The 19,909-nt window shown below is 68.8% G+C and carries 21 protein-coding genes; 11 read left to right on the top strand and 10 right to left on the bottom strand.

Going from position 1 to position 19,909, the window contains the following annotated elements; genetic code table 11:
* Positions 1 to 11: 11 nt before the first annotated feature.
* Positions 12 to 746 (bottom strand): serine protease, encoded by a 735-nt coding sequence (locus tag ACFWN2_RS34255; protein WP_382434555.1) that lies wholly within the window; start codon positions 744 to 746, stop codon positions 12 to 14.
* A gap of 148 nt (positions 747 to 894) precedes the next feature.
* On the opposite strand from ACFWN2_RS34255, the gene ACFWN2_RS34260 reads away from it, so the two are divergent.
* Positions 895 to 1,503 carry a LysE family translocator gene (locus ACFWN2_RS34260; RefSeq protein ID WP_382434556.1) on the top strand — a complete coding sequence of 203 codons (609 nt, stop codon included), beginning with the start codon at positions 895 to 897 and terminating at the stop codon, positions 1,501 to 1,503.
* On the opposite strand, the gene ACFWN2_RS34265 is transcribed toward ACFWN2_RS34260, so the two are convergent.
* The 4 genes from ACFWN2_RS34265 to ACFWN2_RS34280 form a co-directional block, all read right to left on the bottom strand.
* The gene (locus ACFWN2_RS34265; RefSeq protein WP_382434557.1) at positions 1,504 to 2,352 is read right to left on the bottom strand and encodes a hypothetical protein; all 849 of its coding nucleotides are present in this window, start codon (positions 2,350 to 2,352) and stop codon (positions 1,504 to 1,506) included. It abuts the gene before it with no gap.
* A 71-nt stretch (positions 2,353 to 2,423) separates the two neighbouring features.
* The gene (locus tag ACFWN2_RS34270) at positions 2,424 to 3,179 is read right to left on the bottom strand and encodes a S1 family serine peptidase (protein WP_382434558.1); all 756 of its coding nucleotides are present in this window, start codon (positions 3,177 to 3,179) and stop codon (positions 2,424 to 2,426) included.
* A 22-nt stretch (positions 3,180 to 3,201) separates the two neighbouring features.
* On the bottom strand, positions 3,202 to 3,978 hold the full coding sequence (locus ACFWN2_RS34275; RefSeq protein WP_382434560.1) for a S1 family peptidase: 777 nt from the start codon (positions 3,976 to 3,978) through the stop codon (positions 3,202 to 3,204).
* Between the two features lie 15 nt (positions 3,979 to 3,993).
* The gene (locus ACFWN2_RS34280; protein ID WP_382434562.1) at positions 3,994 to 5,016 is read right to left on the bottom strand and encodes a M48 family metallopeptidase; all 1,023 of its coding nucleotides are present in this window, start codon (positions 5,014 to 5,016) and stop codon (positions 3,994 to 3,996) included.
* A 70-nt stretch (positions 5,017 to 5,086) separates the two neighbouring features.
* On the opposite strand from ACFWN2_RS34280, the gene ACFWN2_RS34285 reads away from it, so the two are divergent.
* The 5 genes from ACFWN2_RS34285 to ACFWN2_RS34305 are packed head-to-tail and all read left to right on the top strand — an operon-like array spanning position 5,087 to position 10,986.
* Positions 5,087 to 5,983, top strand: coding sequence for an alpha/beta hydrolase (locus tag ACFWN2_RS34285; protein WP_382434564.1), 897 nt, complete (start codon positions 5,087 to 5,089; stop codon positions 5,981 to 5,983).
* A 34-nt stretch (positions 5,984 to 6,017) separates the two neighbouring features.
* Entirely contained in the window at positions 6,018 to 7,892 is a 1,875-nt protein-coding gene (locus ACFWN2_RS34290) for an ABC transporter ATP-binding protein (RefSeq protein WP_382434566.1), read from the top strand.
* Complete coding sequence (locus tag ACFWN2_RS34295; protein WP_382434568.1) at positions 7,889 to 8,524, top strand: CatB-related O-acetyltransferase; 636 nt, start codon at positions 7,889 to 7,891, stop codon at positions 8,522 to 8,524. The genes ACFWN2_RS34290 and ACFWN2_RS34295 overlap by 4 nt, the downstream gene beginning before the upstream one ends.
* A complete protein-coding gene (locus ACFWN2_RS34300; RefSeq protein ID WP_382434570.1) occupies positions 8,521 to 9,063 on the top strand; it encodes a hypothetical protein in 543 nt (180 codons plus the stop codon). Before ACFWN2_RS34295 ends, ACFWN2_RS34300 begins: the two co-directional genes overlap by 4 nt.
* A gap of 42 nt (positions 9,064 to 9,105) precedes the next feature.
* Positions 9,106 to 10,986, top strand: coding sequence for a patatin-like phospholipase family protein (locus ACFWN2_RS34305; RefSeq protein ID WP_382434572.1), 1,881 nt, complete (start codon positions 9,106 to 9,108; stop codon positions 10,984 to 10,986).
* A 6-nt stretch (positions 10,987 to 10,992) separates the two neighbouring features.
* On the opposite strand, the gene ACFWN2_RS34310 is transcribed toward ACFWN2_RS34305, so the two are convergent.
* Positions 10,993 to 11,463, bottom strand: coding sequence for a hypothetical protein (locus ACFWN2_RS34310; RefSeq protein ID WP_382434574.1), 471 nt, complete (start codon positions 11,461 to 11,463; stop codon positions 10,993 to 10,995).
* On the opposite strand from ACFWN2_RS34310, the gene ACFWN2_RS34315 reads away from it, so the two are divergent.
* Both ACFWN2_RS34315 and ACFWN2_RS34320 read left to right on the top strand, forming a co-directional pair.
* A complete protein-coding gene (locus tag ACFWN2_RS34315; protein WP_382434576.1) occupies positions 11,456 to 11,899 on the top strand; it encodes a hypothetical protein in 444 nt (147 codons plus the stop codon). The two genes, ACFWN2_RS34310 and ACFWN2_RS34315, sit on opposite strands and share 8 nt — an antisense overlap.
* Positions 11,900 to 12,000: 101 nt before the next feature.
* The gene (locus tag ACFWN2_RS34320) at positions 12,001 to 13,029 is read left to right on the top strand and encodes a hypothetical protein (RefSeq protein WP_382434578.1); all 1,029 of its coding nucleotides are present in this window, start codon (positions 12,001 to 12,003) and stop codon (positions 13,027 to 13,029) included.
* Here the strand turns inward: ACFWN2_RS34320 and ACFWN2_RS34325 are convergent.
* Complete coding sequence (locus tag ACFWN2_RS34325; RefSeq protein ID WP_382434597.1) at positions 13,002 to 13,799, bottom strand: SAM-dependent methyltransferase; 798 nt, start codon at positions 13,797 to 13,799, stop codon at positions 13,002 to 13,004. The two genes, ACFWN2_RS34320 and ACFWN2_RS34325, sit on opposite strands and share 28 nt — an antisense overlap.
* An 85-nt stretch (positions 13,800 to 13,884) precedes the next feature.
* On the opposite strand from ACFWN2_RS34325, the gene ACFWN2_RS34330 reads away from it, so the two are divergent.
* Together ACFWN2_RS34330 and lon are read left to right on the top strand one after the other, a co-directional pair.
* On the top strand, positions 13,885 to 14,595 hold the full coding sequence (locus ACFWN2_RS34330; RefSeq protein ID WP_382434580.1) for a hypothetical protein: 711 nt from the start codon (positions 13,885 to 13,887) through the stop codon (positions 14,593 to 14,595).
* Positions 14,596 to 14,671: 76 nt separating this feature from the next.
* Positions 14,672 to 17,020: an endopeptidase La gene (gene lon / locus ACFWN2_RS34335; protein WP_382434581.1), complete on the top strand. Its 2,349-nt coding sequence runs from the start codon at positions 14,672 to 14,674 to the stop codon at positions 17,018 to 17,020.
* Between the two features lie 63 nt (positions 17,021 to 17,083).
* Here lon and ACFWN2_RS34340 read toward each other — a convergent pair whose 3' ends face one another.
* The 3 genes from ACFWN2_RS34340 to ACFWN2_RS34350 all read right to left on the bottom strand — a co-directional run bounded on the left by ACFWN2_RS34340 (position 17,084) and on the right by ACFWN2_RS34350 (position 18,961).
* Positions 17,084 to 17,560 (bottom strand): hypothetical protein, encoded by a 477-nt coding sequence (locus ACFWN2_RS34340; RefSeq protein WP_382434583.1) that lies wholly within the window; start codon positions 17,558 to 17,560, stop codon positions 17,084 to 17,086.
* A gap of 66 nt (positions 17,561 to 17,626) precedes the next feature.
* Positions 17,627 to 18,094 (bottom strand): hypothetical protein, encoded by a 468-nt coding sequence (locus ACFWN2_RS34345; protein ID WP_382434585.1) that lies wholly within the window; start codon positions 18,092 to 18,094, stop codon positions 17,627 to 17,629.
* Between the two features lie 93 nt (positions 18,095 to 18,187).
* Positions 18,188 to 18,961 (bottom strand): polysaccharide deacetylase family protein, encoded by a 774-nt coding sequence (locus ACFWN2_RS34350; RefSeq protein ID WP_382434586.1) that lies wholly within the window; start codon positions 18,959 to 18,961, stop codon positions 18,188 to 18,190.
* 88 nt (positions 18,962 to 19,049) lie between these two features.
* On the opposite strand from ACFWN2_RS34350, the gene ACFWN2_RS34355 reads away from it, so the two are divergent.
* Entirely contained in the window at positions 19,050 to 19,577 is a 528-nt protein-coding gene (locus tag ACFWN2_RS34355) for a YbhB/YbcL family Raf kinase inhibitor-like protein (RefSeq protein ID WP_382434587.1), read from the top strand.
* The last annotated feature ends 332 nt before the right edge of the window (positions 19,578 to 19,909 follow it).

Raw genomic sequence — 19,909 nt, forward strand, 5'->3', positions numbered from 1 at the left:
GACCGTGGATATCAGAAGCCCAGCGTCTGCCGGTAGTTGGCGAGCCGGGTGTAGACGCCGGGTTCGTCTGCCCGAGCGCAGCCTCGGCCGAACGACACAACGCCCGCCAGCCGTCCGCGCACCACGAGCGGCCCGCCGGAGTCGCCCGTGCAAGCGTCCCGCCCGCCGCGCCCGGCGCACAGCATCGCGCCCGGCCGGTAGTCCGGCTCCTTGAGCGCGCACTCCTGGTCGGACAGGATCGGCACCGTCACCTTGCGCAGCGTCAGGGAGGGCGCGCTGTTCTCGGCAGTGCGGCCCCAGCCGAGCACCACGCCGTCGGCACCGGCCTCGCCGAGCCCGATCGTCCGGTACGGCACCGGACGCGCGAGCGTGAGCACCGCCACGTCGTCGCCCTTGGTGACCTCGACGTAGTCGGGGTGCCGCCACACGCCCGAGACGACGGCCTCGACGCCCTCACCCTTCTCGCGCAGGTCGGTCCGGCCCGCGACCACGCGCAACTGCTCGGCGGGGCGCTGGTTCTTGCCGAACACGCCCTTCAGCGTCACGCAGTGCGCGGCCGTCATGACCTTGTCCGCGGCGACGAGCGCGCCACCGCAGATCAGCTGACCGTCCGTGGTGGTGATCGCCACAACCCACGGGTTGTCCGCCACCCGCGCGGGTGTCCCCCCAACGATCGCATCGGCGGTCGAAGTACCGCTGACCAGCGCGATCACCGCCACCAGCACGGCAAGCCGCTTACCCCTCACGGACCACTCCTCGTTGCACCAGGTGGACGATCGGTCACCAACGGTAGCGATCGCGCTAAGGCGACGTCAAAACCGGAGATTCTTGTGTTAACGTCCCATCAGGCCGGAGATTTTGCGGTCGGTGGTATAGATCACGGGGGTATGTACGGTGTTGTTCGACTTCGGCCAGGTCCCGGCCTTCCTCATCGCGTGCGCGGTCGTCATCGTGACCCCCGGCGTGGACGCGTTCCTGCTCCTGCGCACGTCACTGCGGTCCGGCACCCGCGCCGGACTGCTCGCGCTGGGCGGCATCCACACGGCCGCGGCGGTCCAGGTCGCCCTGGTCATCTCGGGCCTCGGAGTGGTGCTCGCGCAGTACCCGATGATGCTCACGGCCCTGCGCTGGATCGGCGCCGGCTACCTGCTCTACCTGGCGATTTCCATCACGCGCGGACTCGTCAAGCGCACCGGTGAGCAGCCGGAGGAGGTCATGAGCGCGCGCCCGTTCCGGCAGGGCTTCCTGACCAACATCACGAACCCGAAGATGATCCTGTTCTCGCTGGCGTTCCTGCCACAGTTCATCGGATCGGGTGAACCGGCACCGCAGCTCGCGATGCTCGCCCTGGTGTTCCTCGGGCTGGCGGCCGTGTGGGAGCTGATGATCGTGCTGGCGGCGTCGCGGGTGGCCGGGAAGCTCAAGCGGCCCGGGGTGACGACCGCGCTCGACGCCGTGTGCGCGGCCGTCTTCCTGACGATGTCCGTGGGGCTCGTGCTCTAGTCAGGCCAGGTGGAGGTACCACCTCTGACCCTGGGGGTTCCCGGAGAAGCCGCCCTTCGCGTACAGGCACAGGGAGGAACTGGGCGTGAGGTACTTGCCCGTGCCCACGTTGCGGAGCAGGTGACCGCCGAACACGTCAGGCCCCTCCAGCTGCCACTGCTGCTCCGGATCGGCCGCCGCGCAGTCGCCTGCCAGATCGACGAACTGCACCGCCGTCGTCCCGGGCTTCGGGCGCAGGCAGTGCTCGCCCACCCTGAGCTGGACGAGCCCACCGCCCAGTTCGACCCGTTGATACGGCGACCCCGGGCACACGCCCATACCGGCACCGTCGGCGCAGTTGTCGGTCGTCTCGTCCGCCCACCACCGGGAGTTCTCCAGCGTGACCGACGCCCCGGTGGTGTCCGGCAGCGGCGTGGTCCGGCCGACGTCGGTCACGACCCACCGCTGGTGGTCGGTGTCCTCCGGCTCCTGCGTGATGAGCTTGAAGAAGTACTCGCCGTACCAGGACGTGTCGACGTACGGGTTCCACGGGGAGTCGATCTTCAGCTTCGTCGCACCGGACGCGTCCGTGACGAGCTCCCAGCGCTGCTGGCGGTTCGTCTCGTCGCAGACTTTCGTGACCAGCCATTCGCCGGTCGCACACCACCGGTCGGCGACGTTGCGCAGGAAGAACTGCCCGTTCGGCAGACCGACCTTCTCCCAGCGCTGCGTCGCGGCGCCGGTGCAGCCGGCCAGTTCGATCTCGAACGGATCCGCCGTGCCGCCCGTCATGCACTGGTCGCGTGCGACGCTCTTCAGCTCGACGATCGGGTTCCCGGCGGGCTCGGCGCTCGCGGGAACTGTGGTCATGGCCCCCAGGGTGAGCGCGGCCAGAACGGCGGCGACAACACCCGATGATCTTCCGGTCATACCCCTGCAGGCTACGGAGTCACAGCGGATCCCGTCGCCAGTTGCACACCGGTCAGATAGGTCGCCACGCGCGTGTAGACGCCGGGCGCGTTCGGACGGGCGCAGCCGATGCCCCACGACACAACGCCCACCAACCGGCCGTCGATCACGAACGGTCCACCGGAGTCGTCCACGCACGCGTCGATGCCACCGTCGGGATACCCCGCGCAGAACATCGCCTGGGCGTCATAGCGCGCATAGGTCGCGGCGCACTGCTCGTCGGTCCAGACCGGCACCTGAGCCTTGTGCAGCAACGGACTCTTGTCCGCGTCGTCCTCCGACTGCCGGCCCCACCCGTAGACGACACCGACGCCGCCCGCCATGTACGCGCCCTGCCCGGCGACCGGCAGCGGCCGGTACGGCATCGGCTCGGCGAGCGTCAGCAGGGCCACGTCCTTGCCGCGCGACGGGGTCGAGTAGCCGTCGACCAGCTGGTACGACGTGCCGACGGTGGTGGAGCCGTCGTCGGTGCGCAGGTCGAGCCGCCCACCGACGACGGTGATCGAGCCGGGCTCGCGGCCGTGGACGCAGTGCGCCGCCGTGACCACCTGCCCCGGACCGACGAGTGCTCCGCCGCAGAACTGGTGGCCCGACGACGTCGTCAGTGCCACCACCCACGGCGCCTCGTCGGGGCTGTCCACCACGACGCCGCCGACGATCCTGGGCGTGCCGTGAGCCGGGGTCACCGTGATCACGAGCAGGGCCAGAACCACCGCGAGCAGTCGCATGGGCTCACAAGTACCCAGGTGTCTACGGGTCGACAACTCCAGGCGGCGAAGCATCCACGACCGGGTGAAGGTCCTTGGCGTAGCGGGAGATCCGGACGTACACACCGGGCTTGCCCCTGCGCGCGCAGCCCTCGCCCCACGACGTGACGCCGACGAGCTTGCCGTCGATCACGATCGGGCCGCCCGAGTCGCCCTGGCAGGTGTCGATCTTGCCGCCGTCGTAGCCGGCGCAGAACATGTCCGCCTTCACGAAGTGCGGGTAGGTGTCGACGCAGTAGTCGTCCGGCAGCACGGGCACGGTGGCCTGCATGAGGTAGCGGGACGTCTTGCCGTTCTCGGAAGTGCGGCCCCAGCCGAGCGCGCGCAGCTCCCTGCCGGGTTCGTAGAGTGCCTGATCGGTCAGTTCGGCGAACGGCAGCGGGGTGTACCGGACCGCCTTCTTCAGGGTGAGCACCGCGATGTCCTCGCCCTCGTCGGCCGAGACGTACTGGCGGTGGATCCAGATGTCGGTGACCGCGGCGACCACCCCGGCCTCGCGGTCCTGCTTGTCCTCGCGACCGGCGACGACCTGCACGTCCTTGGGCGCACGGCCGAGCGCGCAGTGGGCCGCGGTGAGCACCTTCTGCGGAGCGACGATCGTGCCGCCGCAGAACTGGGTGCCGCGGTCGTCGAGGAGGTAGACGACCCACGGATTGGCTTCGATGGAGGCGCGCTCGCCGCCGACGACCTGCTCGTCGGCGGCGGCGACACCTGTTGACGCGAGCACTGCGGAGAGAACCAACACGAGGAGTCGTCTCATGACTCCAGATGGTAGCTACTCCGCTGAGCCGTTCGGAGCAACCTTGCTCCAGAGCTTGCCCGCCGCGCCCATGACCGACTCGCCGATGTCGTTGATCGTCTTGATCAGCGGGTCGGCGGAGTTGTTCATGGACTCGCGGTACGACCGGGCGGCGCCCTTGATGTCGTCGGTGAGGTTGCTCGTCGGCCGGTCGTCCTCGCGGCGCGCGTACGTGCCGGTCAGGATCTCGCGGTACTCCTCGCTCGCCGACCAGCGCTGCAGCTCGGCGGCGCGCACCACGACCAGCGGGTGCGTGCGGTGCTCGGTGTGCAGCAGCTTGAGGAGGCTGTCGCGGATGTCCTCGACCTCCTCGTACTCCTTGGCCTGGGCGAGGAACGACGCGATGTCGACGTTGCCTCCCAGGTCACCCGCGAGCGCGAGGTGCGTGCGCAGCGCGGCCTGCGGGTCCTGGCAGGCCAGCAGGCCGGCCCGGTCGCAGGAGAGCTCGGTCTTGCGCTGCCACTCGCGCAGCGCCGCGATGACCGCGCGCATCGCGATGGCGCCCGCGGGCACCCACGCGAAGGACGTGGTCAGGTCGATCAGCCTGCGCAGCAGCGTGTTGTACAGCGCGTGGCCCGACATCGCGTGGCCCATCTCGTGACCGATCAGGAACCGCAGCGACTCGTTGTCGAGCAGGTCGACCGAGCCCGTGCTGATCACGATGAACGGCTTGTCGATGCCGTAGGTGTAGCCGTACGCCTGCGAGTTGCGTTCGACGAAGAGCTCGGGCACCTCGGCGAGGTCGAACGTCGCCGCCACCTCGTTGCGGATGCGGTCGAGCTGCGGGTACTGCTTGGGGCCGACGCGGACGGAGGACGCCACCTGAAGCAGGCGCTCACCCCGTTCGGTGAAGGCTCCGGCGACCGCCTTGAGGATCGGTGCCACTGCGGGCACCGCCCTCAGCACCGCGAGGGCGCCTCGGTCGGCAGGATGCTCATAGGCGCGTGGGCTGATGCCCGGGAACCGCACCCTCGATGACTGCTCAATATCCCCCGTCACGCCATCCAGGTTAGACACGATCCGGACAAGGCTGCACGGAATCGGCGTCAGACCGTTGCAAACTTGCCCGGTGAGCAGCGACGAAGACACCACAGTTCTGCCTTTGCGCGGCGGGGCGTCAGCGACCCTGGTCCGCCGCCGGGCCGTGGCCAACGACCGGGGCGCCATCCTCTACGTGCACGGATTCGCGGACTACTTCTTCCAGGAGCACGTGGCCGAGCACTACACCGCCCAGGGCTACGACTTCTACGCCGTCGACCTGCGCGGATACGGCCGGTCGTTGCGCGACGGCGAGGTGCCGAACTACACGACGGACATGGCCGTGTACTTCGAGGAGATCGACGCGGCGATCGCCGTCATTCGTGAAGAGCACTCGCGTGTGGTGCTCATGGGGCACTCGACGGGCGGGCTCACGACGTCGTTGTGGGCGCACGAACGACGCGCGGGCGACCTGATCGACGCGTTGGTGCTCAACAGCCCGTGGCTCGACGTCGTCGAACCGCCGGTCGTGCGGCAGATCGTGAAGGTCCTGGGCGGCCTGGTGCCGAAGGTGAAGATCCGCGCGAACCTCGGTGAGGCGTACGGGGCGGCGATCCACAACTCCCGCAACGGCGAGTGGGACTTCGACCTGAAGTGGAAGCCGCTGGCCGGGTTCCCGGTGCTGGCGGGGTGGATCCGGGCGGTCCTCATCGCCCAGGAGAAGGTCCACAAGGGACTCGACGTGCGCGTGCCGGTGCTGGTGCTGCACTCCGACAAGAGCATGTTGAACGCCAAGGCGTGGAGCGAGGACGTGTCCAAAGCGGACGCCGTGCTCGACGTCGAGGGCATGCGCAAGTGGGGTCCGAAGATCGGATCATCGGTCAAGGTCGTGGAGATCAAGGCCGGCATGCACGACCTGTTCCTGTCGCCTGAGCCGGTGCGTGCGGCGGCCCTCGCCGAGGTGGACGAGTTCCTGAAAACGGCTTGACCTCCTCGTAGGTCGAGGTTCGAGACTGGTCGTCATGAACATCGACTTCAACGCCTGGTACGCGCTCGAAAGCGCGATGCAGGACGAGAAGAGCCGTCGCGTGAGCCGGGCGACGTTGAAGCGTGTCGCCCGGTTCGCCCACCCGCAACGGCGAGCCGTGTACGCGTTGCTCGCCACCAGCGGGCTCGCGGCCGTGCTCGCCGTGGCCTCTCCGGTGCTGGCCGGACGGGTCGTCGACACCATCTTCGCCGGCCGCGACTTCGGGCTCGTGGTGTGGCTCGCGCTGGCGATCGCCGGCGTGGCGGTGCTGGAGGCCGGGTTCTCACTGGCCGAGCGGTGGCAGTCGTCGCGAGTCGGCGAGGACCTGATCCTGCGGCTGCGCCAGTCCGTCTTCGACCACGTGCAACGCATGCCGATCGCGTTCTTCACCCGCACGCGCACCGGGGCGCTGGTGTCGCGGCTGAACAACGACGTGATCGCGGCGCAGCGGGCGTTCTCCGAGACGATCTCCGGCGTGGTCACGAACGTGATCGCGCTGGCCCTGACGCTGGTCGTGATGCTGACGCTGTCGTGGCAGGTCACGGTGCTCGCGATGGTGCTGCTGCCGATCTTCCTGATCCCGGCCCGGCGGATGGGCAAGCGCCTGGCGTCGATGCACCGCGAGGCGGCGAACCTCGACTCGATGATGACCACGCAGATGACCGAGCGGTTCTCCGCGCCCGGCGCGACGTTGATCAAGCTGTTCGGCCGGCCGGCTCTGGAGAGCGCGGAGTTCGGTGCACGGGCACGGCGCGTGCGCGACATCGGCGTGCGGACGGCCGTGGCGCAGTGGCTGTTCCTCGTGGCGTTGACGCTGGTGTCCTCGTTGGCGTTGGCGCTGGTCTACGGCCTGGGCGGGTACTTCGTGTTCGCCGGGGAGATGGCGCCGGGCACGATCGTGACGCTCGCACTGCTGCTCACGCGGCTCTACGCGCCGTTGACGGCGTTGGCCGGCGCACGGGTGGACGTGATGACGGCGCTGGTGTCGTTCGAGCGCGTCTTCGAGGTGCTGGACCTGCCGCCGCTGATCAAGGAGAAGGCCGCACCGGTCGCCGTGCCCGACGGTCCGGTGTCGGTCGAATTCTCGGACGTGCAGTTCGCCTACCCGTCCGCGGACAAGGTGTCACTGGCGTCGCTGGAAGAGGTGGCGTCGCTCGACACGCGCGGCGGCGAGGAGATCCTCGGCGGCGTGTCGTTCACCGCGGAGCCCGGCTCGCTGATCGCACTGGTGGGCGCGTCCGGCGCGGGCAAGTCGACCATCGCCTCGCTGGTCCCCCGCCTGTACGACACGGACTCCGGCACCGTGCGACTGTCCGGTGTGGACGTTCGCGACCTGTCGTTCGACTCGATCCGCGAGACCGTGGGCATGGTGACGCAGGACGGGCACCTGTTCCACGAGTCGATCGGCGCGAACCTGCGCCTGGCGGCGCCCGCCGCGACCGACGAGGAGATCTGGGACGCGCTGACCCGCGCCAGGCTGGCGGACCTGGTGTCGTCGTTGCCCGACCAGCTCGACACGGTGGTGGGCGAACGCGGCTACCGGCTGTCCGGCGGCGAACGGCAACGGCTCACGATCGCCCGGTTGCTGCTGGCCAAGCCACGAGTGGTGATCCTGGACGAGGCGACCGCGCACCTGGACTCGCGCTCGGAGGCCGCCGTGCAGGAGGCGCTGGTCGAGGCCCTGGCGGGCCGCACCTCGCTGGTGATCGCGCACCGGCTGTCGACCATCCGCGCGGCGAACCAGATCCTCGTCGTGGACCGCGGACAGATCGTCGAACGTGGTACGCATGAGACGTTGCTGGCCCTGGAAGGCCACTACGCCAAGCTGTACCGCACTCAGTTCAGCGAAGAACCGATCGGAGCGCCGTGACCATTCCCTCGCCCGACAACCTCTACCCGTTGCCGGACTACGCGCGCACGGTGCTGCTCAAGCCGTTGGTGAAGAACCCGCAGATCGAGGTCGGCGAGTACACCTACTACGACGACCCGTTGCACGCCACGGAGTTCGAACAACGCAACGTCCTCTACAACTACGGCACCGAGAAGCTCGTCATCGGCCGCTACTGCGCGCTGGCGGAAGGCGTGCGGTTCATCATGTCCGGCGCCAACCACAGCATGGCGGGCGTGTCGACGTTCCCGTTCACGATCTTCGGCGGCGTCTGGGGCGAGAAGACCCTGGACATCGCCCTGGGCGCGCCGTCGCGGGGCGACACGGTGGTGGGCAACGACGTCTGGATCGGCTACAACGCGTTGATCATGCCGGGCGTGCACATCGGCAACGGCGCGATCATCGCCGCCGGGTCCGTGGTGGTGTCGGACGTGCCGGCGTACGGGATCGTGGGCGGCAACCCGGCCTCGTTGATCAAGACGCGGTACAGCGAGGCGGACGTGGCTTTGCTGGAGCGCATCGCGTGGTGGGACTGGCCGGTGGAGAAGGTGACGGAGCACGTCCGCGTGATCATGGCGGGCACGCCGGCGGAGCTCGCCTCGGTCGCCCCGTGAGAGCGCTGCTGATCACCGGCCCGGTCGGCGTGGGCAAGACGACGATCGCGGAGGCGGTCGGCGACCGGTTCCGCGAGACCGGCACGCCGCACGCCGTCGTGGACCTCGACTGGCTGTCGAAGTGCTGGCCCGCGCCGTCCGGCGACCCGTTCCACTTCGAGCTGCAGCTGCGCAACCTCCGGGCCGTGGCCCGCAACCACGCCAAGGCGGGCGCACGCCGCCTCGTGCTGGCGGGCGTGGTGGAGAGCCGGGCCGACCGCGACCGGTACGCCTCGGTGATCGACGGCCCGCTCCTGGTCGGCCGGCTGAAGGCCGACCTGTCCGTCATCCGCGAACGGCTCGCCGCGCGGCACCCGGACGAGGCGGAGCTGCGGTGGCACCTCGACCGCGCCGAGGAGTTGGAGACGCTGTTCGCGTCGGCCGCGGTCGAGGACTTCGTGATGGACGCGGCGCGGCCGGTGAGCGTCGTGTCGGCCGAAACGGCGTTGGAATGGCTGCTGCGCGAGCCTCCCCCGAACCCGTTCTCGGCGTCCGAGTGAACGTCTCTTCACGGGGCGCGGAGATCGCGCGATCATGAGCACATGGAGTACGACCGCTACTGCGACCTGACCATGCGCGGCGGTACCACCAGCGGTGTCGTGTACCCGCTCGCCGTCGCCTCGCTGGCCCGCCACTACGAGTTCAGGCAGATCGGTGGCGCGTCGGCGGGGGCGATCGCCGCCGGGTTCACGGCGGCGGCCGAGAGAGGTCGCGCGAACGGCGGGTTCGAGAAGCTGGCCGGGCTGATCGACTGGTTCACGTCCGGGTCCGGCGCGGAGCGGTGGCGGATGGCGCAGCTGTTCCAGCCCGCCGAGAAGACGCGGGCGCTGTACCGGTTCGTCGTCGCCTCCATGCAGAAGCGGGAGACGACCGGGCGCAGTGCGATCACGTGCCTGTTCTTCGCGTTGCTGGGTGCGGTCGGGCTGCGGGCGAAGTCCGTGCTGGCGCTGATGGCGTTGCTGTGGCTGGGCGGGCCGGTGCTGTACTCGGCGTGGCTCGCGCCGTCGGCGTATCCGGGCTGGCTCGCGGTGGTGGTCGCCGTGGTGGCGGTGGCGTGCGTGGTGATCGTGTTGTGGCCGTTGCGGTCTGGTTTGCCTTGGCCTGCTTGGGTTTTCGCCTTCGTACCGCTGGTGCTCGGGCTGGCGTTCTCGCGGCATTACGCGACTGCGGCGATCGTGCTGCTGGTGTGGCTGGTGCTGTCGCTGGCGGCGGTGAGCGCGTTGATCGTGACGTACGGGTACGCGATGCAGCGCTTCCTGAAGGAGCACGCCCGGTCCATCCACTTCGGACTCGTTCCCGGCACCGGTGACTTCACGCCGTCGTGGCTCGACCGGCTGGCGGGGATGCCGAAGTCGACGGGGGTGCCGCCGCTCGCCGACTGGATCGCCGACCAGCTCGACGACATCGCGGGCACCTCGCAGGCGCTGACGTTCGGGGATCTCGGGGACATCAACCTCGTGCTGATGACGACCGACCTGTCGGAGGGGCGGCCGTACCGGTTGCCGTTCCGGGAGGAGTGGCAGTACTGCGAGGAGTGCCTCGGCTACGTGCTGCCGGCGCGGGTCGTGGAGCAGTTGAACGGGGCCGAGACCGCTCTGAAGTGCCCGCTGCACGAGCACATGCCGTTGCGCGCGCTGCCTTCCCGCGACCAGCTGCCCGTCGTGCTCGCCGTGCGCATGTCGCTGTCGTTCCCCGGCCTGTTCGCCGCCGTGCCGCTGTGCAGGGACGGACGCGTGCACTGGTTCTCCGACGGCGGCATCACCAGCAACTTCCCGATCCACTTCTTCGACTCGCTGCTGCCGCGCTGGCCCACGTTCGGCCTGAGCCTGCAGCCCTACCCGAACGGCGACAAGGACGAGGTGTGGCTGCCGGAGCAGGACGCGTCCACGTCCGGCACGCCCTACTCGTCGCTGAACTCCATGCCGCGCTTCCTCTTCTCGATCCTGAACACGTTCCTCGACTGGCGCGACACCATGCAGTCCGCGCTTCCCGGCTACCGCGGCCGCATCGCGCACGTGCGGCAGTCCGACGACGAAGGCGGCTCGAACCTCTTCATGCCGCCGGACACGATCAGGCGGCTGGCGTTGCGCGGGCAGAAGGCAGGCGACCTGCTGCGCGAGCGGTTCGTGCAGCAGCGCAACACCGACCGCTACCGCTGGATCCGCCTGCGCATGGCACTGCGCGAGTACCACGACCTCGGCGCGCAGGCCGCCGACCGCGAGGCGCTGTACGACGAGCTGCTCGCGCGGTTCGAGATCCCCGCCGAGCTGCACGAGTGGTTCCGCACGCCGCCGGCCGACGGTGACCCGTTCCGGGCGGAGATCGAGGTCGCGCTGGACCACGTCGGACGGATGAAGGACGACGGGCCGTTCGACGGGGTGCCGCCGGTGGATCCGGATTTGCGGCTGACGCCACCCGAGTAGGCGAGGTCAGGACGGCGTGATGGTCCACGCCCCGCTCGAGGTGATCTGGATCAAAGCAGGTCCCTCGAGCGGCACGGTGCCTTCGTAGCCCCCGATGTGGTTGACCGCGAGGTCGAGCGACTTCGAGGACAAGACGTGCACCGCGAAGTTGCTCTCGCCGTTGTTGGTGATCTTCGCCTTCCGCGCGGTCCCGGTGAAGAGGACGACGCCGTCGCCGTTGCCCTGCATCGAACCTGCCGTCATCGTCGCCATGTCGATCTCGCCCACCGTCAACGTCCACGCACCGCTCGCGTTGACCGTCAGGGTGGTGGTGCGACTTCCGTCGCGGACGTCCATCCACATCGAACCGCTGTACGCGCCGATCTCGTTCACGAGCAACGAGTCGAAGCCGTTCGACTTAAGGACCGTGTTGCTCGTGCAGGCCGGGCACTCGAACTTGGCGATCTTCAGTCCGGCCGGGCGATCGAGAGTGATCACGTCGTCGCCCGTCCCCTTGAACACCGAGGGCGGCAACTTCGGCGGCGTCGTTGTGGTCGTCGTTCTCCTCGTGGTGGTTGTCGTCGTGGTCGTTGTGGTCGTGGACGCGGCCGACGAACTGGCCGCGGCGTCGGCTGCCTGCTGCCGGGTCGATCGACCGCCCAACGTGACAGCGAATATCAGCAGCACCGCGATGCCGGCGGCCAGCCAGACGACGGCGTGCGAGTTCTTTTCAGGCGGCTGTGGCTGCCCGGCTTCCCCCACGGGCTCCGGATTCGGTTCGGTCATCGTTCTCGCCTTTGCTGAGAAGGTCCTGTGCACGAGCAGCCGGCTTGACAGGCACTTCGCAGACCGGTCATCACGCGTTAACGAATCAGGGACCCATCACCCGATCGGCCGTAATGCCTTGACCGCGCCCGTTAACCTGGTGCCGTGACGCGATTTAGCCACCCCCGACCCGCGTGGGTGGCGCGCGCCTGAACCTTCCCGTTGGTCGGGGGACTCCGCACCCACCAGACCAAGCGAAACGGGAAACCCATGTACCGCACCGAAGAACTCGTGCACGCCCTGAACGTCCGCGACCTCACCGATCCCGCGCAGGGCCCGCACGCGATGCAGCTCCTGATCGCCGACCTGAAAGCGGCGCTCGACACCCCGCTGGAAGTCCGCCACCACCCGCTCGTGCCGGTGGAGCACAACTACGAACACCTCGGCTACGCACCGGACGCGATCACCAGGGACGCCCGCTACACCAGGTACGTCAGCGAGACGTGCATGCTGCGCAGCCACACCTCGGCGATGATCCCGCCCGCGCTCAAGCAGGCCACGCCGGACGTCACGCTGGTCTGCCCCGGCCTGGTCTACCGCCGTGACACGGTCGACCGCCTGCACACCGGCACGCCGCACCAGCTGGACGTCTGGCGCATCAGCACGCAAGAAGAACCGCTGGAAGAACTCATCCACCTGGTCGTCACGACCCTGTTGCCCGAAAAGCGTTACCGCACAACACATGCTGAACACCCGTACACCACGCATGGCAAGCAGATCGACGTCGAGCACGACGGGCAGTGGGTCGAGGTCGGTGAGTGCGGCAGGGCCGCGAGGCACGTGCTCAAGCACCACCCGCACGGCCTCGCGATGGGCCTCGGTCTGGACCGGATCCTGATGCTGCGCAAGGGAATCCCGGACATCCGGCTGCTGCGCAACGAAGATCCGCGCATCGCGACGCAGATGCTCGACCTGACCGAGTACCGGCCGATCTCCAGGCACCCTGCCGCGACCAGGGACATCTCGATCATGGCGAACGACCACGAGGACGCCGACACCCTGGGCGACCGCATCCGCGAACTGGTGCCCGAGGACGTGATCGAGGAGATCGAGATCCTCGACGAGACCCATACCGACCAGCTACCGGAACACGTCCGGAAGAGGCTGAACGCGTTGCCCGGTCAGAAGAACGTGCTCATCCGCGTGACGATGAGGGCGCTGGAACGCACCCTCACCGACCGCGAGACCAACGAGATCAGGGACAGGCTGCTTCAGGGCTTGCGGGCCACGGCGCCGTAAATGCCCACGTGGGCGTCGTCGAAGGAGTCCGGGCGCCAGTCGTTGACCGCGACGACGCCCGGCTCCAGCAGTTCCATGCCGTCGAAGAACTTCGTGACCTCGGCGTGCGTGCGCATCTTGAGCTTGTTGTCCGAGCTGCTGTAGATCTGCGCGACCCGGCGGGCCTCGGCGAGCTCCTCCTCGTTGAGGGTGTCCCAGGTGGCGTGCGTGATGGCCAGGTACGAGCCGGCGGGCAGCTCCGACATGTACTCGGCGACGGCCTCGTACGGGCTGTCGGTGTCCTGGACGAAGTGCAGCGCGGCGATGATCAGGACGCCGACCGGGCGGGTGAAGTCGAGCGTCTCGCGGGCTCCGGAGAGGACGGTCCTGGTCGCGCGCAGGTCGGCGAGGATCGCGTTCGCGTTCGGGTTGTCGGCCAGCAGGGCGTTGCTGTGCGAGACGGCGACGGGCTCGAAGTCGACGTAGACGACGCGCGCGTCCGGGTTGTCCTGCTGGGCGATCTCGTGGACGTTGCCCACGGTCGGGATGCCCGAGCCGAGGTCGAGGAACTGGTCGACGCCCTGCCCCATCAGGTGGCGGACGGCCCTGCGCAGGAACGAGCGGTTCGCCTGCGCGCTCTGGGCGACGCCGGGGAAGATCTGCTCCACCTGCTTGGCGGCGGCGCGGTCGGCTTCGAAGTTGTGCGAGCCGCCCAGGTAGTAGTCGTACATCCGCGCCACGCTCGGGCGCGTGACGTCGACCGTGGACGGGACCCACTTCAGCTCTTCCATCACGTGCGCATCCTCCGTCGTCGCCGCACGGGTGTCCACCGCCACACAACCGAACCGGGACCGATTCGGCCACGTGTGAGAGGACATGCATTCCAGCACCGCTGAACGCCACGCGCGGTTCCGCCTTCTCAGGGAACGCTCGCCGGTGCACTTCGACGCCGATATCGGTGGCTGGTGCATCACCCGTTACGACGACGTACTCAGAGTGCTCGACCTCGATTCCGGTGCCCCGCAACCACTACCCAAACGGGCGATCGCCAACGCACTGAAGCTCGCCAGGCCCGTGATCACCCTGTCCACCCTCGAACTGCTCGACGCCGACGACGCCACGTTCGCGCAATCGCTTGCGGCCACGGCGGCCGAGGCGTTCACGCTCGCGCACGGCGTCGAGGCGTTCGCCGCCACGGCGCTCCGGACCACGCAGGAGTTCCTCACCAACGCCTTGGGCGCCCTCCAAGAGCACCCCGGCCAGGCGGCGCTCCTCAGGAACACGCCGGAGCTCGCCGGAGACGCCGTCGAGGAGCTGCTGCGGTTCGACACCCCGATCGCCGTCGCTCCCGCCCGCCGGACGCCCGCCCCCGTCGTGCTGAGCGGGCGTACGGTCGAGGCAGGTGAGGTGCTCCTGCCGTTCGTCGCGGCGGCCAACCGGTGCTCGGTGAAATTTCCCGGCGGCGACCGCCTCGACCTGCGGCGCAAGCCCGTCGGGGTGCTGTCCTCGTGTCCCACGAGCGCCGCGCTCGCCCGCGTGACCGGTGAGATTTCGCTGGTCAGACGCCTTCGAGCCACTGCTCGCTGACAGCGAACACGCCAGGGGAACACCAGCAGACTCCAGTTGGTTGAGCGGTACAGACTCAACTTTGGAGGATGACGAGATGGGCGAAACCCTGGCCCTGCCGGTACTGCCGCTGGACGACGTCGTGGTGCTGCCCGGCATGGTGGTGCCGATCCGCATCTCCGGTGCGGACGCGAGCGCCGAGGCCCGTGCGGCCGTAGACGCGGCCACGACCGCGGCGAATCATCAAGTGCTGCTCGTCCCACGGCTGGACGGGAAGTACGCGGCGGTCGGCACGCTGGCCGAGATCGAACAGGTGGGCCGCCTGCCCGGTGGCGAACGCGCTGCCGTCGTGCGCGGCACCAAGCGCGTGCGCATCGGCACGGGCACCACGGGGCCGGGCGCGGCGCTGTGGGTGAACGCGACGGTCGCGGACGACTCCGTGATCACCGACCGGACCCGTGAGCTCGCGAAGCAGTACCGCGCGCTGGTGACGAACATCCTGCAGACGCGCGGCGCGTGGCAGATGGTCGACTCGGTGCAGCAGATCAGCGACCCGTCGGCGCTGGCCGACCTCGCGGGCTACGCCTCCTACCTCGACGAGAAGCAGAAGATCTGGCTGCTGGAGACGAGTGACGTCACCGAGCGGCTCGAGAAGCTCGTCGAGTGGGGCCAGGCGCACCTGACCGAGCTCGACGTCAACGAGACGATCGCCAAGGACGTCAAGGAAGGCGTCGAGAAGCAGCAGCGGGAGTTCCTGTTGCGCCAGCAGATGGCCGCGATCCGCAAGGAACTGGCCGAGCTCGACGGCAAGCCCGCGACCGAGCAGGACGACTACCGCGCCCGCGTGGAGGCGGCGGACCTGCCCGAGAAGGTGCAGAAGGCCGCGCTGGCCGAGGTCGACAAGCTGGAGCGCACCTCCGAGCAGTCGCCCGAGGTGGGCTGGATCCGGACGTGGCTCGACATGGTCCTCGAAATGCCGTGGAACGAGCGGACCGAGGACTCCTACGACATCAAGGCGGCGCGCGAGATCCTCGACGCCGACCACGCGGGCCTCGACGACGTGAAGCAGCGCATCACGGAGTACCTGGCCGTGCGCAAGCGCCGTGCCGACCGCGGCATGGGCGTGGTGGGCGGACGTCGTTCCGGCGCCGTGCTCGCGCTGACGGGCCCTCCCGGTGTCGGCAAGACGTCGCTCGGCGAGTCCGTGGCACGGGCGATGGGCCGCAAGTTCGTCCGCGTGGCCCTGGGCGGCGTGCGCGACGAGGCCGAGATCCGCGGCCACCGCAGGACGTACGTCGGCGCGTTGCCGGGCCGGATCGTCCGCGCGATCAGCGAGGCCGGTTCGATGAACCCGGTCGTGCTGCTCGACGAGATCGACAAGGTCGGCTCCGACTACCGCGGCGACCCGACGGCGGCGTTGCTGGAGGTGCTGGACCCGGCGCAGAACCACACGTTCCGCGACCACTACCTGGAGGTCGAGCTCGACCTGTCGGACGTGGTGTTCCTCGCGACCGCGAACGTGCTGGAGTCGATCCCCGCGCCGTTGCTCGACCGCATGGAACTCGTGCAGCTCGACGGCTACACCGAGGACGAGAAGGTCACGATCGCCAGCGGACACCTGCTGCCCCGCCAGGTCGAACGCGCCGGCCTCACCCCCGAGGACGTGACGTTCGAGAAGCCCGCGCTGCACCAGCTCGCGAGCGAGTACACGCGGGAAGCCGGTGTGCGGCAACTGGAACGGGCCCTCGCGCGGATCCTGCGCAAGGTGACCGCGAAGGTCGCGCTGGGCGAGTCGGAACTGCCGATCGTGGTCGACCAGCCGTCGTTGAAGGGCTACATCGGCAGCCCGAAGAACACGCCCGAGTCGGCGGAACGGACCTCGGTGCCCGGCGTGGCAACAGGTCTGGCCGTCACGGGTGTCGGCGGCGACGTGCTGTTCATCGAGGCCTCGCTGGCCCCGAAGGACACGGGTTCGACCGGCGTCACGCTTACCGGCCAGCTGGGCGACGTGATGAAGGAGTCCGCGCAGATCGCGTTGTCCTACCTGCGTTCGCACGACGAGAAGGCCGCGTCACTGGCCGACCGGGGAGTGCACATCCACGTCCCGGCGGGCGCGGTGCCGAAGGACGGACCGTCCGCGGGCGTCACGATGACGACGGCGCTGGCGTCGCTGCTCTCGGGCCGCCCGGTGCGTTCCGACGTGGCGATGACGGGCGAGATCTCGTTGACCGGCAGGGTGTTGCCGATCGGTGGCGTGAAGCAGAAACTGCTGGCCGCTCACCGCGCGGGCATCACGACCGTGCTGCTGCCTCAGCGCAACGAGCCCGATCTGGACGACGTGCCGGAGTCGGTGCGTGAGCAGCTGACGGTGCACTTCGTCTCGGACGTGGCCCAGGTGCTGGAGCACGCGCTCTCGAAGGAGACCGTCGCAACCGTTGCGGCGTAACGGAATGAGACCCCTCGTGGGGGCAGTAGCGGCGACTGCTGCCCCCACGAGGCTTTTTCGTGTCTACAGGCCGACGTCGATGACGAGCCGGTTCGGGCTCGTCAGCGTGAAGACCCGGTGCCACGACGCGGTGTTGCTGTAGCCGACGGCGATTCCGAGCGTGGCCTCGAAGTCGCACGTGAGCGCGACCCCGCGGACGTTGCTCAGACCGGGCGTCGCGAAGTTCCGCGACCCGGTGTACGTCAGGTTCCCGTTGTCGTCGTGCGCGGCCGCACCGATCAACGTGACCGCGAGGATCTCGTTGACCTGACCACCCGCGACGACAATCGGGTTCCCGGACGCGCAGTGCGCCACGCTCGTGACCTCACTGACCCGGTGCTCGGACGGCAACCCGGACAGGTCCAGCACCACCCGGCTGAAACCGTTGTGCTGCCCGGTCCTGATGTCCGACAGCGTGGGCGTGCTCTGCGCCGACGCCGTCGGCACGGCCGTGAAGGCCGCCAGCACCGCCACGAGCACCGCGGCAAGACGTCTGTTCATCTCGGCCCCCTCTCCAGGGCTCTACCGACACCCTGAGGACGTGTGACTCAAGCCACAGTTGCTCCGTCAGCCGTGGATGTCGATGACGACCCGGTCCGGGTTCGTCAGCGTGGTCACGGTGTGCGTCGAGTTCGGGTTCGCGTACCCGACCGCGATGCCGAGCGTCGCCTCGAAATCGCACGAGATGGCGATGCCCTTGACGTTGGTCAGCCCCTGCGGCACGAAGTTGCGCGGCCCGGTGTACGTGCGCTGGAAGTTCTCGTCGTACGTCGCCGCGCTGAACATCGTCGTGCGCAGGATCTCCTGGCCCGCCACGGGAATCCGCTTGTCCGCCGCGCAGTCCCAGACCTCCGTGACCTCGTCGGACACGGACCCGCTCGGCAGGCCGTTCATGAGCAGCACGATCCGCTCGAAGCCGTCGTGCTTGCTCGTCTGGATGTCCGTCAGCTCGGCGTGGCCACTGGCCGACGCCGCGGGCACGAACGCGAACACCGCGAGAACTGCGAGCAGCACCGCGGTCAAGCTCTTCTTCATCTTGTGACTCCCCAGTCTTCGTGGATGTGCGAACGAAGGGCTCCCCGAGGCCCCATCTCGATCACGCGCGCACCACCGCCCTGGGTTGCACGGCTAGCCCAGGAAGTCCTCCAGCGGCACCGGCGTCAGCCCGTCCTGCTTCGCGCGGTTCAGGAACGCCGTGAAGTCCTCGACGAACGTCGTCCGGAAGTGCATGAGCACGATGTCCCCGGCGTTGAGCCGATCCCCCTGCTGGAACTGCACCCGCCCGTCGTTGACCGCGGCAGTCCAGTTGACCAGCGCCTTGAACCCACAACTGGCCGCCGCATGGCGAGTGGTCGCGTCGTAGTTCCCGAACGGCGGCCGGAACAACGTGGGCCGCTTCCCGTACTCGTTCGCCAGGAAGTCCGCGTTGCCGCAGATCTCGTGCTTCTGGAACTCCAGCCCCTTGCCGAGCAGGTTCGGGTGGCTCGTCGTGTGGCTGTGGACCGTGACCGGCAACTGCTTGAAGTAGTCCTTGTGCCCCTCGGCGTACTTCGTGTTGAGAAACGCCGACGGCCACACCCCGGCCTCGATCATCAGCTCACGGGCCTTCGGATGCTGCACAGCGCCGTCGTCGATCGTGATGAACACGTACGGCTTGTCGGTGTGAATGCGCGTGACAACGGGCACCATCCCGTCGACGACCGCAGGCGCCTTCGCCTGCACGGTCCCGTACGGGTACGGCGGCTCGAACATCCGCTTGGGCCGCTCCCGCGTCGTAGTAGTAGCGGTCGGCGCGGCAGAAGTGGTGAGCACGGGCCCACCGGGCTGCGGTTCGGCCGTGTCCGCACACGACACCACACCCGCAACCAGCAAAAAGGCGGCAAACAGCCGCAACCTGGACATCAAAATCCCCCTCCACGCCAGAGACGTCGAGCAGGCCCCTCCGGTTGCACGGGGATAGGGTCGAACTGATCACAAAAGGAGGACTCCCATGAGCCTCGAGCGCCCAGTCGCTCCCGACCCCTACCAGCTGCTACCGCAGGTAGGCACCTTCACCGTCACCTCGACGGACGTGCGCGACGGCGAGCAGCTAGACGACGCCCAGGTCTTCGAAGGCGGCAACACCTCCCCCCACCTGACCTGGTCGGGCTTCCCGGAGGAGACCCGCAGCTTCGTGGTCACCTGCTACGACCCCGACGCCCCCACCCCGTCGGGCTTCTGGCACTGGGTGGCCGTCAACCTCCCGGCCACCACCACGGAACTGGCGGCAGGCGCAGGCGCCTCGGACGACACGCTCCCAGGCGACGCCTTCCACGTCCGCTCGGACTACAGCACCCGAGCCTTCGGCGGCGCGGCCCCGCCGAAGGGCGACCACCCGCACCGCTACTACTTCGTGGTGCACGCGGTGGACGTGGACAAGCTGGACGTGGACGGCGACGCGTCCCCGGCGGTGGTCAGCTTCAACCTGGCGTTCCACACGCTGGCGAGGGCGATCATCACGCCGACCTACCAGCACTGAGGCTCAAGGGGACAGGGCGGGGCGGGGCGGGCCAGGCGCCGGGGAGGTCGGCCAGGCAGGCGGGGCAGGCCAAGCGGGCGGGCAGGAGGAGCGGCGTGCACGCTCACGGAGAGGCCTGATGGCCGCGAAGCCGAAGGCGAGCCGCATGACAGGTGCGATGCCGAAGGCGAGCCGTGCAATCGGTGCGATGCCGAAGGCGAGCCGTCTTTGACAAGAGGTACCGGCGGTGGGGTCCCGTCACGAGTCGCGCCATAGCTCTTGCTGCACCTGGTCAGGGGTGTCAAGCGGACACGCTTTTCGTCCGCTTGACACCCCTGACCAGGTGTGGCCCG

Source organism: Lentzea sp. NPDC058436 (assembly GCF_042721515.1).
Lineage (GTDB): Bacteria > Actinomycetota > Actinomycetes > Mycobacteriales > Pseudonocardiaceae > Lentzea.

Coding starts and splice junctions, on each gene's coding strand:
- ACFWN2_RS34320 (WP_382434578.1), top strand. CDS start 12,001: ATGTACCGCACCGAAGAACTCGTGCACGCCCTGAACGTCCGCGACCTC.
- ACFWN2_RS34270 (WP_382434558.1), bottom strand. CDS start 3,179: ATGCGACTGCTCGCGGTGGTTCTGGCCCTGCTCGTGATCACGGTGACC.
- ACFWN2_RS34350 (WP_382434586.1), bottom strand. CDS start 18,961: ATGTCCAGGTTGCGGCTGTTTGCCGCCTTTTTGCTGGTTGCGGGTGTG.
- lon (WP_382434581.1), top strand. CDS start 14,672: ATGGGCGAAACCCTGGCCCTGCCGGTACTGCCGCTGGACGACGTCGTG.
- ACFWN2_RS34340 (WP_382434583.1), bottom strand. CDS start 17,560: ATGAACAGACGTCTTGCCGCGGTGCTCGTGGCGGTGCTGGCGGCCTTC.
- ACFWN2_RS34330 (WP_382434580.1), top strand. CDS start 13,885: ATGCATTCCAGCACCGCTGAACGCCACGCGCGGTTCCGCCTTCTCAGG.
- ACFWN2_RS34345 (WP_382434585.1), bottom strand. CDS start 18,094: ATGAAGAAGAGCTTGACCGCGGTGCTGCTCGCAGTTCTCGCGGTGTTC.
- ACFWN2_RS34325 (WP_382434597.1), bottom strand. CDS start 13,799: ATGGAAGAGCTGAAGTGGGTCCCGTCCACGGTCGACGTCACGCGCCCG.
- ACFWN2_RS34290 (WP_382434566.1), top strand. CDS start 6,018: ATGAACATCGACTTCAACGCCTGGTACGCGCTCGAAAGCGCGATGCAG.
- ACFWN2_RS34275 (WP_382434560.1), bottom strand. CDS start 3,978: ATGAGACGACTCCTCGTGTTGGTTCTCTCCGCAGTGCTCGCGTCAACA.
- ACFWN2_RS34305 (WP_382434572.1), top strand. CDS start 9,106: ATGGAGTACGACCGCTACTGCGACCTGACCATGCGCGGCGGTACCACC.
- ACFWN2_RS34355 (WP_382434587.1), top strand. CDS start 19,050: ATGAGCCTCGAGCGCCCAGTCGCTCCCGACCCCTACCAGCTGCTACCG.
- ACFWN2_RS34265 (WP_382434557.1), bottom strand. CDS start 2,352: ATGACCACAGTTCCCGCGAGCGCCGAGCCCGCCGGGAACCCGATCGTC.